The sequence below is a fragment of the Clostridium sp. Marseille-P7770 genome (genome assembly GCF_902143525.1).
Taxonomy (GTDB): Bacteria; Bacillota; Clostridia; order Lachnospirales; family Lachnospiraceae; genus Pilosibacter.
This window is the reverse complement of the sequence record NZ_CABFVC010000003.1, coordinates 496,146-508,926: the sequence shown is the minus strand read 5'-3', so window position 1 is coordinate 508,926 and position 12,781 is coordinate 496,146. Positions and strand designations below refer to the sequence as shown.

The window sequence follows — 12,781 nt, the reverse complement described above, 5'->3', positions numbered from 1 at the left end:
CTATGTGCCGGAGGGTGGGTGCGGTTTTTTATTTAACAGGAAATTCCGCTGGAACTTCCTGTTAAACAAAAAGGCACTGCGTGCCTAAGATGCGCACTCGCGCGAAGATGAAGGTTGTCGCAAGCGACCGCGCTCGGCGCGAGAATGCGCCAAGGCACATTCTTATTTAGGAACATTCTTTGTTCTCCTGGAATAATAAAAAGGAACTGTACATAAACTTCTGTAAGGCATGATCCGGCGGAGCATGGTATGAGAGAGCAGAAAAAGGGCGGCTTTCCCCGGCTGGACTCCGCGGGTGTGTTCGCGGATGCGGTGGGCGGGGAGACAGTCCTGACGTTCATCGGGACACGGGCAGTACATATTGAAAATTACAGGAGTATTCTCGTCTATACCGATACGGAGATCCGGATCCGGTGCAGACATGATATCCTTTCTGTTTCGGGAAAAAAATTAAAGATCTGCTATTATGATAAAGATGAGATGAAGATATCCGGCCGCCTGGAGGTGATCCGGTTTGAATAAGATCAGAGATATGCGGGAGGGAAGCGTGAAAGTCCGGATCGATGGGAGAGGGATGGAGCGCTTTTTTAATATCGCGGCACAGAGAGAAATTGAGATCTGGGACATCGAGACCGAAGAAAGAGAGAAGAAGTGCGGAGGGAAACGGTCCGTGTACTTTAAGATCATGCCTCGGGATTTTAAACACTTAAAATCTATTGCCGAAAAGACCGGGGTCCGCCTGAGGATCACAGAGAAACACGGACTTCCCTTCTGGATAATCACCGGACGCCGCCGGAGCCTCTGGGTCGGAGGACTTGCTGCTTTTTTTCTGCTGATCTTCGTCTCATCTTTTTATGTGTGGGACATCTCCTTTGACGGAAACTGCCGGTTTACGGATGAGACACTGCTGCACTTCATAGACGCGGTCCCGGTCCGGTGCGGGATGAGAAAGAGCGAAATCTCCTGTGCGGACCTGGAAAACAGGATCAGAAACGCTTTTCCGGAGATCAGCTGGGTGTCCGCGGAACTCACCGGCACAAGACTTACCGTCCATATCCGGGAAAATGACGGGATCCTGAAAGCAGAAAAAGAGCCGGAGACGCCCTGTAATCTTGCGGCGAAAGCGGACGGTACCGTGATAAAAATGATCGTGCGAAACGGGATCGCGTGCGTGAAAGCCGGTGACACGGTGGCGGCTGGTGATATCCTGGTATCGGGGAAACTTCCGATCTACGACGACTCGGAGACGCTCGTAAAGACAAATAAGGTGCATGCGGATGCGGAAATATATGCTGAGACGACAAAGACTGCCGGGTGGACGATCCCGGAGACGGAGGAGATCCGTGCAGCGACGGGAAAGAAACGCCGGGGACTCTTTTTGAAATTTGCCGGCGCAGAATTTTATTTTCTGATGCCGGACTTAAAAAAAGAAAGCACCTGGGAACTTTTTATGGAGGAGACCCAGCTCAGACTTTCGGAAAATTTTCACCTTCCGGTCTACGTCGGGATCCTCACCGCCAGGGAATATGTCCCCTATGAAAAAGTCCTCACAAAAACGGAAGTATCAGACGCTGCGGACCGTTATTTGAACGAATATATGCAAAATCTTACGGAAAAAGGTATACAAATCCTTGGTAGTGATGTTAAAATAGAGAGAAGTGGATCCCACTGGAAGATCCATGGAACACTGACGGTGGTGGAGGACATCACGAAAAGCTCCCCCATCCCGGAAGATCAGGAGGAGATTCAGACATTAGATGAGCATCATTGAGACAATCATAGACATTCCGGCAGAACATGAACGGAAAGTCTGCGGACAGTTTGACAGTTATCTGAAAAAAATCGAGCGGACACTTCACGTATCCATGGTGGCGCGTGACGGAGAGATCAAGGTCATCGGACCGGATCACGCAGTAAAGCGCGCAAAGAGCGTGTTTTCGACACTGCTGGAGCTCTCGAAGCGCGGCGAGGAGATCGGGGAACAGAACGTGGACTACGCTCTGGCGCTATCCTTTGACGATAAGGATACGGAAATGCTTTCCCTGGACCGCGATATCATCTGCCATACCATAAACGGAAAACCGGTAAAACCGAAGACATTGGGACAGAAACAGTATATCGACCTGATCAGGAAAAAGATGATCGTGTTCGGCGTCGGCCCTGCGGGAACCGGAAAGACATATCTCGGTATGTCCATGGCGATCCAGGCCTTCAAAAACGGGGAGGTTGGCAGGATCATCCTGACGCGCCCGGCCATCGAGGCGGGAGAGAAGCTTGGCTTTCTTCCGGGCGACCTGCAGAGTAAGATCGACCCGTATCTGCGCCCACTCTACGACGCTCTTTACCAGATCATGGGCGCGGACAGCTACCTCCACAATTCGGAGAAAGGCCTGATCGAAGTGGCGCCTCTCGCGTACATGCGCGGACGAACCCTGGACAACGCGTTCATCATCCTGGATGAGGCCCAGAACACGACCCAGGCCCAGATGAAGATGTTCCTGACGAGGATCGGTTTCGGTTCCAAGGTCATCATCACCGGCGACCAGTCCCAGAAAGACCTGCCTGCCGGTCAGGTGTCGGGGCTTGATGTGGCGCTTAAAGTATTAAAGAATATCGACGATATCGGGATCTGCCGTTTCTCAAACGAGGACGTGGTCAGACATCCGCTTGTTCAGAAGATCGTAAAAGCATATGATGAATATGAAGGCCGTGAGAAACCGGAGAGAAGATCTCGCGGGGAACATCAGAAGGACGGCCGGGAAGGACGGGAACAGAGATGACAGTGACAGTGGAGTACGAAGCAGAAGAAAAGCTGGATCTCCCGTACGAGGAGATCATAAAAAATGTGATCGAGGAATCCCTGGATTACGTGGAATGCCCGTATGACGCGGAGGTGAATGTCCTCCTGACGGACAACGCCGGGATCCACCAGATCAATCTTGACATGCGCGGGATCGACAACCCGACCGATGTGCTGTCGTTCCCGATGTGTGATTTTGAGACGCCGGGGGACTTTTCCCACCTGGAAGAGACGCCGGAGGAATACTTCGACCCGGATACAGGGGAATTACTTATGGGGGATATTGTAATTTCCGTGGATAAGGTGAAAGAGCAGGCTGAGAAGTATGGCCACTCTCAGACGAGAGAACTGGCATTCTTAGTAGCGCACAGTATGCTTCATTTATCCGGCTACGACCATATGGAGGATGAGGAGCGGATCCAGATGGAGGACATGCAGAGAGAAATTCTGGAACGGAGGGGTTACAGGAGATGAGAAAACGGGGCAGAGCATTTATTATTGGTATTGGAATCATGATGGCAGCGGCAGCGCTCTCCGGATGCGGGAAGAAAGCGGAGGAAACAGTCGTGACGACGGAGGCGGAGACAGAGACGCCAAAGGAGACAAAAACGATCGTCCTCGAGACAGAGCCGACGACGGAGGCGGAGACGGAACCGGAAGGTCCGGAGGAACGCAAAGAAGTCGACGGAAAGATCCAGAGTTACCTGACCGGTGAGATGGTGGATGTGGCGAAAGCTAACAGACGCCCGGTCGCGGTCATGATGAGCAATGATAAGGCATCTCTGCCCCAGTACGGGATTAACCGGGCGGATGTAGTCTATGAGGCGCCGGTGGAAGGCGATATGAACCGGTTTATGTCGATCTTTGAGGATTACGACGATCTTGAGAGGATCGGCTCCGTCAGAAGCTGCCGTACTTACTATACATACTTCGCAAGAGAGTATGACGCGATCTATGCCCACTATGGGCAGAGTACCTTCGCGGTTCCGTACCTCAAAAATGTGGACAATATCAACGGTGTCGATGGCACAGGCGGAAATGCGTTCTACCGCACAAAGGACAAGAAGGCACCGCATAACGCCTACACAAGCGGCGCGAAATTAAACAAGACCATCGGTCAGCTGGGCTACCGCACTTCCTACAGCGATACCTACAGCGGACATTTCCAGTTCTCAAAAAACGCTTATGTCCCGGCAGAATCAGACGCAAAGGACGCGTATAAGTTCTATCCGTCCTATGCGATGAACAATCCGTGGTTTGAGTACAATGAGGGAGACGGAAAATATTACCGCTTCCAGTACGGCGGAAAACACAACGGCGACAGCGGACAGATCGCTGTCAGAAATGTCATCTTCCAGTACGTGGAGTGGGGACATTATGCCAGCACCGATTACCTCAACATCAACGTCCACAAAGGCGGAGCGGGTTATGTCTTTACAGGAGGAAAGTGCGTTCCGGTCTCCTGGAAAAAGGATGGGGACTTCGGACCGACCCGCTACTATGACTCTGAAGGAAAGGAAGTTATGCTTAACAAAGGAAAGACCTGGATCTGCATTGTAGGAGCAGACAGGTTCGATAAAGCTGAAATTTATGGAAAGTAACAGACAGAAAAAGAAGAAGGAATCCAATTTCGTCGTCCAGGGAAGTATCCTGGCGGTGGCGTCCATCGTGGTGAGGATCATCGGTATCGCATACCGCATCCCGATGATCAACATCATCGGTGATGAGGGAATGGGGTATTACGGAACTGCGTTTAATGTATACAATATTGCGCTGCTCCTGTCCTCCTACAGCCTGCCGCTCGCCGTGTCGAAGATGGTTTCCGCGAGACTTGCAGGAAAACAATACCGGAACGCCGCGAGGATCCTGCGCGCGGCACTCTGCTATGCAACGATCGTTGGTGCATTTGCGGCCGCAGTGATCTGGTTCGGCGCTGATTTCTTTGCGAAAGACGTATTCTTTATGCCTTATGCGGCATTTGCATTAAAGACATTAGCCCCGACGGTCTGGATCATGGCGTATCTCGGTGTGTTCCGCGGATATTTCCAGGGACAGGGAACCATGGTGCCAACGGCCTTTTCCCAGGTCTTTGAACAGATCGTAAATGCCATCATCAGCGTGGCTGCAGGAAGCTTTCTCTTTAACGAGGCGTTAAAGACAGAAGTATTAAAGAACCAGACAGGAACCGGCTATTCCAACGCCTGGGGAGCTGCCGGAGGAACGATCGGTACAGGTGCGGGCGCCTTCACAGCGCTGATCTTTCTGCTTTTCCTCTTTGCGATCAGCAGAAACGTCCGCAGACGTCAGATCCGCAGGGATCAGACGGAATTTGTGGAGAGCTATAAGGAGATCACGAGAGTCCTGTTCTTCACGGTCGTTCCGGTTATCCTTAGTTCCGCGATCTACAACTTAAACAGCGTGCTGGATAACGGGATCCTCGCATACAACTTTAAGACTCTCGGACAGGGAGATGAATTTGCCTCCATCTGGGGAGTGTATACAGGAAAATACCATCTGCTGATCAATGTGCCGATGGCGATTTCCAATGCCCTTTCGTCCTCCCTGATCCCGTCCGTATCCAGGGCAGTGGCGATGGGAGACAAAAAGCTTGTGAGAGAGCGCGTGGCATCTGCGATCCGTTTCTCCTGCTTTGTGGCGATCCCGTCCACTGTGGGACTTACGGTACTTGCGGGACCGGTGAATAACCTGCTGTTCTCCGGAGATAATACCCTGGCGATCCGGATGACGATCTACGGTTCTCTTGCGGTCGTATTTTACTCCGTCTCTACGGTGACGAACGCGATCCTTCAGGGAATCGACAAAATGCGTCTTCCGATCTTTCACGCGGTGATCTCCCTTGTCCTCCATCTGATCGCACTTGAGATCATGGCGCTGGGATTCCATATGGGAATCTACAGCATGGTATTTGCGAATATCCTGTTCGCGGTGTTCATGTGCCTGATGAATGCGAGATCCATCCGGAATCTTCTCGGTTACCGGCAGGAGATGAAAAAGACCGTTGTGATCCCGGTGATCGCTTCTGCAGTGATGGGACTCTTCACGTTTGGCTCCTATCAGCTTGTGCATCTCGCGGTAAAGAGCAATGCGCTTTCTACGATGTTTGCGATGATGGTCGCAGTGATCGTTTACGGTGTGCTCCTGATCAAGCTTGGCGCCCTGTCTGCGGCGGAACTTAAGACCATGCCGGGCGGAACGAAACTTCTCAGGGGGTTCAGAAAGCTTCATTTAATGTAAAAAATATATGTTTAAAATAGAAAAAGAAAGCAGATACTTTCATAAAAGGAGGAATATTCCTATGAAAAAGTATGTATCCTGCTTTCTTTTCTTTTTCTTTCTGACATCCGCCAGCCTGATCACGCTGTTCCTTATGACTGCGGGGGAGGAAGCCCGGGGAACAGAGGAGGTACAGATGCAGCAGTCTGTGGAAGAGCCGGTCTTCGCGAAGGAGACGGAGGAGATCCATGTGGTCTTAAACCAGGAACAGGTGGAACATGAGACGATGGCGGAGGACGAAGAACGATATTTTCTTGTTGCCGAGGAAGGATATCTGATCGTATACGATAAGGGAAAGGAGACCACGGATCTCTTTACCCACATGCCGCTCGCAGAATTTCCGGAGGAAGAACAGGAACGGCTGATGACCGGGATCTGGTTTCCGACAATGGCAGAAATATTCAGTTATCTGGAATCTTACAGCAGTTGATACTTGAAATTTTGCGTTCAGGTCGATATACTAATATAAATTGTAACCGTTCGGCGGGATGATCCCCGGATGATCTGTGATTGGGTTCCATGCGCGGATCATCGCACAGATGAACGGTTGCCGTAAATCAGGTACAGGGGAGAGATAGAATGGCGGAAAGTTTCAGAGGACGGAAAGGGATCATCATCGGCGGCGGTGCATCAGGACTTATGGCCGCGATCACTGCGGCAAAACAGGGTGCGGATGTGACGGTCCTGGAGCACACGGCCCGACCGGGAAAAAAGATCCTGTCAACGGGAAACGGCAAGTGCAACCTGACAAACCTCTATATGGATCCGTCCTGCTACAGGAGTGATCAGAGCGGATTTGAAACAGCTGCCATCCGGAATTTTCCACCGTCCGCCGCGACAGCGTTCTTCCGGGAACTTGGTGTCCTGACGATGGACCGCGGCGGCTATATATATCCGATGTCCGGCCAGGCGCAGACGGTCCTCGATGCACTGCTCCGGGGAGCGGACCGTGCGGGAGTCCGGATCATTACGGAATGTGAAGTCCGAAACGCGAAAAGACAGAAAGACCGTTTTTCGGTCGAGACAGACCGTGGGATCTATACAGGTGATTTCCTGATCTTAGCGTGCGGTTCCATGGCGGCAAAAGGAACAGGATCCGACGGAAGCGGCTATGAGCTCGCGAGACAGTTTGGACACCGGATCATCAAGCCGCTCCCGGCGCTTGTCCAGCTGAAATGCGAAGGAAATCTCCTCCCGAAAGCCTCCGGAGTCCGGACGGACTGCCTTGTGGAGATCCGGACCGGGGACGGAAAGACAGCGGCAAAAGACCGGGGAGAACTCCAGATCACGGACTACGGGATCTCGGGCATCCCGGTATTCCAGGTGAGCAGGTATGCGGCGAAGCTTTTGGATCGGAAGCAGAAGGTGTCTGCGGTCCTGAACTTTCTGCCGGATCTGGATGAAGAAGAAGTCCGGGATCTTTTGAAGGAGCAGAGATCCTGCCTTTCGGGGGAAACTGCCGAGACATTTTTAAACGGTATTTTTAATAAGAAACTCGCGTCGGTGCTCTTAAAAGCGGCAAAGATCCGGCCCGAAAGACAGACGGGACTCTTGACGAAAGAGGAGCTGGACAGTCTGGCTTCTGTGATCCGGGAGTTTGTGATCCCGGTGAAGGAGACAAATCCTTTTGAACAGGCCCAGATCTGTGCAGGCGGTGTCGATACAACAGAGATAGAAGCGGAAACTATGCAGTCAAAACGCGTTCCCGGACTTTACATGGTCGGGGAGCTTCTGGATGTCGATGGGATCTGCGGCGGATACAACCTGCAGTGGGCATGGTCATCCGGATATGCAGCCGGATCGCATGCAGCCGCAGGGGTCGTCCCAGGATACAGAAAAACTGTCCGGGGACAGGAAAAACAGGTGAAATTCTCCGGATCGGAAGGAAACAGAGCCCGGGGAAGACAGGAAAGGAAAAAACATACATATGATCCGGATCAATCAGCTCACACTTCCCGTGGATCACGCGGAAGAGGCGATAAAGAAAAAGGCGGCAAAGCTCTTAAAAATCGATGAATCGGCGATCGGGGAGATCCGGATCGTCCACAGGTCCATCGACGCGAGAAAGAAGCCGAATCTGCTGTTCAGTTATATTGTGGATGTGACACTTGCAGGCGGAAAAAAAGAGGCAGCAGTCATCAAAAAGGCGGCAAACCAGAATGTCCGGGCAGAAGACTCGAAACTATATGCGTACCCGGAACATGGAACGCAGGAGATGAGAAAGCGCCCGGTGATCATCGGGGCAGGTCCTGCCGGGATGTTCGCGGCGCTGGCACTCGCCGAAAACGGCTATGCCCCGATCCTTTTTGAACAGGGAGATGCCGTTGAGGAGAGAACGAAAAAAGTGGAAGATTTCTGGAAAAACGGGGATCCGGCGCTCGATATCCGCTCGAACGTCCAGTTCGGTGAGGGCGGAGCCGGAACATTTTCCGACGGAAAGTTAAATACACTTGTAAAAGATACTTCGGGAAGGAACGGAAAAGTCCTCTCCACCTTTGTGGAGATGGGGGCGGATCCGTCGATCCTTTATGACCATGCACCTCACATCGGGACCGATGTGCTGAGAGATGTGGTCAGAAATTTGAGAAACAGGATCATCGCCGGAGGCGGGGAGGTCCATTTCCGCTCGGAAGTCACGGAGATCCTGGAGGAAAACGGCAGAGTTTCCGGAGTAAAGCTCGCGGATGGGACTGTGGTCGAGACAGAGAAGGTCATTCTCTCTGTGGGACACAGTGCCAGAGATCTTTTTGAGAAACTTGACAGGATGAAGGTCTTTATGGAGCCGAAGCCGTTTGCGGTGGGACTCAGGATCCAGCATCCGCAGGCGCAGATCAACCGGAACCAGTACGGGCTGGAGGACGCCGGAAAACTCGGCGCCGCGCCGTATAAAGTGACCGCGAAGACAACCAGCGGCCGCGGCGTCTACTCGTTCTGCATGTGTCCGGGAGGAATGGTGGTGAATGCCTCATCGGAAAAAGGGCGACTGGCGGTCAACGGAATGAGCAATTTTAAGCGGGACAGCGGCATCGCAAACAGTGCCCTGATCGTGGCGGTCACTCCGGCCGATTTCCCGACAGCCGGTCCTTTGGGCGGCATCGCATTCCAGAGAACCCTGGAAGAGCGTGCATTCGCGCTCGGCGGAGGAAAGATCCCCGTCCAGCTTTACGGCGATTTCGCCGCAAACCGACCGACGGTGGCCCTGGGAGATGTGGAACCTGTGTTTTGCGGGGGATATTCCTTCGCGAACCTGCGGGAACTGATGCCAGAGGCCTTAAACGGAGCGTTTCTTGAAGGGATGGAGCAGTTCGGAAGGCGGATCAGAGGATTCGACCGTGCGGACGCTGTCCTTGCAGGAATCGAGAGCCGTACGTCATCACCGCTCAGGATCTGCCGCGATGAGAGCCTTCAGAGCAGTTTAAAGGGGCTTTATCCATGCGGCGAGGGAGCCGGGTACGCCGGAGGGATCACATCGGCGGCCATGGACGGCCTGAAGGTTGCGGAAGAGATCATCAAGCGGTATGCAGCGGTAGGTTAAACTGTAAAAGCGGCAGTGCGCCGGAGAAAAAGGCGGTACTGCCTGATTCCGTTGGAAAGGGGACTTTCATATGACAGAGAGAGAATTATTAAAAGATAAAAAGAGGATCGTGATCAAAATCGGATCTTCCTCATTGACACATGCGGAGACCGGAGACCTGAACCTTGCAAAGATCGAGAAACTGGTCCGCGTCATCAGCGATATGAGAGGAATGGGAAAAGAAGTGATCCTTGTCTCCTCCGGTGCGATCGCGACGGGGCGCCAGACGCTCGGCGGAAAGAAGCCGGAGACGGTTGCCGAGAAACAGGCTTACGCGGCGGTCGGTCAGGCACGCCTCATGATGGTATATCAGAAACTCTTTTCCGAGTACAACCAGACGGCGGCACAGATCCTGATCACAAAGGCGACGATCCTGGACGATACTTCCCGCGCAAACGCGAAAAATACGTTCAATGAACTTCTAAAACTCGGAACGGTGCCGATCGTAAACGAGAACGATACCGTATCTACATATGAGATCAAATTCGGTGATAATGACCGCCTTTCCGCCATCGTTGCGGCTCTTGTCGAGGGAGATCTGTTATTCCTTCTCTCCGACATCGACGGGCTCTACACGGATGACCCGAAGAAAAATCCGGATGCAAAGTTTATCAGCCAGGTGGATGACCTGACTGATGAGTTTATGGCGATGGGCAAAGGGACCACAGGAAGCGACGTCGGAACCGGAGGAATGGCGACAAAACTTCACGCGGCAAAGATCGCGACAGAGAGCGGTGCCGACATGGTGATCGCGAACGCAGACGATGTGGAAGTCATGTGGCGCATCTTAAAGGGTGAGGAGATCGGAACACTCTTTAAAGCAAATAAGAGCAGCGAATTTGCGCTGCTGGATTATATCCAGAGTATTCACGCGTAAAAAAGGTATCCCGGCATATTCGGGTGCCTTGCGCAGTCGCTTGCGTCGATCATCATCTTCGCGTGAGTGTGCATCAGATGGCAGGAACCTGCCTTCCGGAAGCGGGGAAAACCGCAGATCCCGGAAACAAACAGAGAGGACAGAAAATTACATGAAACAGGAACAGATCGACAGAATCAATGAACTTTACCATAAATCCCAGTCCGTAGGACTTACGGATACGGAGAAAGAGGAGCAGGCGGCGCTCAGAAAGCAGTATGTCGCTGACATCAAGGCAAGTCTCAGAGGCCATCTGAACAACATTTCGATCGTTGAGAAGGACGGCTCCGTGACAGACCTCGGAAAGAAATACGGAAATGTGGGAAACACAGAAAGCTGAGCTCAGAAAAGACATACGGAGCCGTCTGAAAGCGATGCCGGAAGAAGAAAAGAGGATACTTGACAGGGAGATCGCGGAACGCGTCCTGGGTCTTCCGGAGATTGCAGAAACGAAAGCCGTGTATGGATATGCGTCCCTGAGCTGGGAGGCGGGAACCGGGGAGATTCTGGAGGAACTCCGGGCACAAAAATACATCATCTGTCTTCCGAAAGTTACCGGGGAGACGATAGAGTTTTTTGTGACGGAGTCGGAGCAGGATCTCTCGGAAGGTTCATTTCATATCATGGAACCAAAGAACGGATGCCGAAAAGCGGATGAGACCAGATCAGAAATCCTCCGGACGGCGCCGATCCTGGTCCCGGGAATGGGATTTGTGGAAACCGGTGCCCGTCTGGGAAAAGGCGGCGGATTCTATGACCGGTATCTGGAACAGCATGACGGTCATATGACGATCGCGCTGGCCTATGAGTTCCAGATCCTCGGGGAGATCCCGGTGGGACCGTATGATAAGAATGTAGATTTGATCGTGACAGAAAAGCGTGTGATCCGGTGCAAAGACCGGGATGCCGGAACACGGATCAGGGAGGAACAGCCATGTTAACAGAAATCGGACAGAAAGCAAAGGAAACTTCCTATGTTCTCGGAAAAATGGGGACAAATTTAAAGAATGCAGGACTTCTGGCAGCTGCTCAGGAGATCCTGGATGAGGAGAACGAGATCTTAAAGGCAAATGCGGCGGACGTTGCGAGAGCGAAGGAGAGAGGAATGGCTCCGGGACTTGTGGATCGCCTGGAATTGAACCATAAACGCATCGAAGGCATCGTGGAAGGCATGCGCCAGGTTGTCGGACTGGACGATCCGGTGGGTGAGGTCATCTCCATGAAAAAACGCCCGAACGGACTGCTGATCGGACAGAAACGCGTCCCGTTAGGCGTCATCGGGATCATCTATGAGGCGAGACCGAATGTGACGGCGGATGCGTTCGCTCTCTGCTTTAAAGCAGGAAATGCTGTGATCCTCCGCGGCGGGAGCGATGCACTGGAATCCAACAAGGCGATCGTCGCAGCGATCCGGAATGGACTGAAGAAGGAAAATATCCCGGAGGATGCGATCGCCCTGATCGAAGATACGAGCCATGAGACGGCGCGCGAGTTCATGCGGATGAACGGATATCTCGATGTCCTGATCCCGCGGGGCGGGGCCGGACTGATCCGCACGGTCGTGGAGAACAGCACAGTGCCGGTGATCGAGACCGGAACCGGAAACTGCCATATCTATGTGGATGAGAGTGCAGATCTCGATATGGCGCTCGACATCATCTTCAACGCGAAGACCCAGAGGATCGGCGTCTGCAATGCCTGCGAATCCACACTGGTGCACCGGAAGATCGCAAAGGAATTCCTGCCGCTCATGAAAAAGCGTCTGGATGAGAAGAACGTGGAGATCCGCGCAGATGAGGACGCCTGCTCGATCGTACCGGAATTTACGGCGGCGACGGAGGAAGACTGGGGGAAAGAGTACCTGGACTATATCCTTTCCTGCAAGATCGTGGATTCCGTGGACGAGGCGATCGCCCACATCAACCACTACAATACCGGTCACTCCGAGGCGATCATCACGAAGGATTACGAGAATGCCCAGAAATTCCTGAATGAGGTGGATGCGGCAGCTGTCTACGTCAATGCGTCCACAAGATTCACCGACGGCTTCGAATTCGGATTCGGAGCTGAGATCGGGATCAGTACCCAGAAACTCCACGCGAGAGGTCCGATGGGACTTCCTGCGCTGACGTCCACGAAGTACATCATCTACGGAGACGGGCAGATCCGGAAGTAAGGTGAAACAACAAGGTTGCAT

General features: G+C 52.8%; 13 protein-coding genes. All 13 read left to right on the top strand.

Features of this window, described 5'->3' with window-relative positions:
• Window positions 1-249: 249 nt before the first annotated feature.
• The 13 genes from FN001_RS09515 to FN001_RS09455 all read left to right on the top strand — a co-directional run bounded on the left by FN001_RS09515 (window position 250) and on the right by FN001_RS09455 (window position 12,760).
• Window positions 250-522, top strand: a complete 273-nt coding sequence (locus FN001_RS09515) for a YabP/YqfC family sporulation protein (protein ID WP_142411649.1) — start codon at window positions 250-252, stop codon at window positions 520-522.
• Window positions 515-1,771 (top strand): sporulation protein YqfD, encoded by a 1,257-nt coding sequence (locus tag FN001_RS09510; protein WP_142411648.1) that lies wholly within the window; start codon window positions 515-517, stop codon window positions 1,769-1,771. Before FN001_RS09515 ends, FN001_RS09510 begins: the two co-directional genes overlap by 8 nt.
• Window positions 1,758-2,780: a PhoH family protein gene (locus FN001_RS09505; protein ID WP_118297927.1), complete on the top strand. Its 1,023-nt coding sequence runs from the start codon at window positions 1,758-1,760 to the stop codon at window positions 2,778-2,780. The genes FN001_RS09510 and FN001_RS09505 overlap by 14 nt, the downstream gene beginning before the upstream one ends.
• A complete protein-coding gene (gene ybeY / locus FN001_RS09500) occupies window positions 2,777-3,274 on the top strand; it encodes an rRNA maturation RNase YbeY (RefSeq protein WP_021904350.1) in 498 nt (165 codons plus the stop codon). Before FN001_RS09505 ends, ybeY begins: the two co-directional genes overlap by 4 nt.
• Complete coding sequence (locus tag FN001_RS09495) at window positions 3,271-4,401, top strand: DUF3048 domain-containing protein (RefSeq protein ID WP_142411647.1); 1,131 nt, start codon at window positions 3,271-3,273, stop codon at window positions 4,399-4,401. Before ybeY ends, FN001_RS09495 begins: the two co-directional genes overlap by 4 nt.
• Window positions 4,391-6,055 (top strand): polysaccharide biosynthesis protein, encoded by a 1,665-nt coding sequence (locus FN001_RS09490; protein WP_185911887.1) that lies wholly within the window; start codon window positions 4,391-4,393, stop codon window positions 6,053-6,055. Before FN001_RS09495 ends, FN001_RS09490 begins: the two co-directional genes overlap by 11 nt.
• A gap of 61 nt (window positions 6,056-6,116) precedes the next feature.
• Window positions 6,117-6,524 (top strand): hypothetical protein, encoded by a 408-nt coding sequence (locus FN001_RS09485; protein WP_118297931.1) that lies wholly within the window; start codon window positions 6,117-6,119, stop codon window positions 6,522-6,524.
• A 149-nt stretch (window positions 6,525-6,673) separates the two neighbouring features.
• Window positions 6,674-8,110, top strand: a complete 1,437-nt coding sequence (locus tag FN001_RS09480) for a BaiN/RdsA family NAD(P)/FAD-dependent oxidoreductase (RefSeq protein WP_142411645.1) — start codon at window positions 6,674-6,676, stop codon at window positions 8,108-8,110.
• Entirely contained in the window at window positions 8,022-9,629 is a 1,608-nt protein-coding gene (locus FN001_RS09475; RefSeq protein ID WP_142411644.1) for an NAD(P)/FAD-dependent oxidoreductase, read from the top strand. Before FN001_RS09480 ends, FN001_RS09475 begins: the two co-directional genes overlap by 89 nt.
• A gap of 70 nt (window positions 9,630-9,699) precedes the next feature.
• Window positions 9,700-10,545 (top strand): glutamate 5-kinase, encoded by an 846-nt coding sequence (proB, locus tag FN001_RS09470; protein WP_118297934.1) that lies wholly within the window; start codon window positions 9,700-9,702, stop codon window positions 10,543-10,545.
• A gap of 151 nt (window positions 10,546-10,696) precedes the next feature.
• A complete protein-coding gene (locus FN001_RS09465) occupies window positions 10,697-10,924 on the top strand; it encodes a DUF896 domain-containing protein (protein WP_142411643.1) in 228 nt (75 codons plus the stop codon).
• Complete coding sequence (locus FN001_RS09460) at window positions 10,902-11,525, top strand: 5-formyltetrahydrofolate cyclo-ligase (protein WP_142411642.1); 624 nt, start codon at window positions 10,902-10,904, stop codon at window positions 11,523-11,525. The genes FN001_RS09465 and FN001_RS09460 overlap by 23 nt, the downstream gene beginning before the upstream one ends.
• On the top strand, window positions 11,519-12,760 hold the full coding sequence (locus FN001_RS09455) for a glutamate-5-semialdehyde dehydrogenase (protein ID WP_118297937.1): 1,242 nt from the start codon (window positions 11,519-11,521) through the stop codon (window positions 12,758-12,760). Before FN001_RS09460 ends, FN001_RS09455 begins: the two co-directional genes overlap by 7 nt.
• Window positions 12,761-12,781 lie beyond the last annotated feature (21 nt).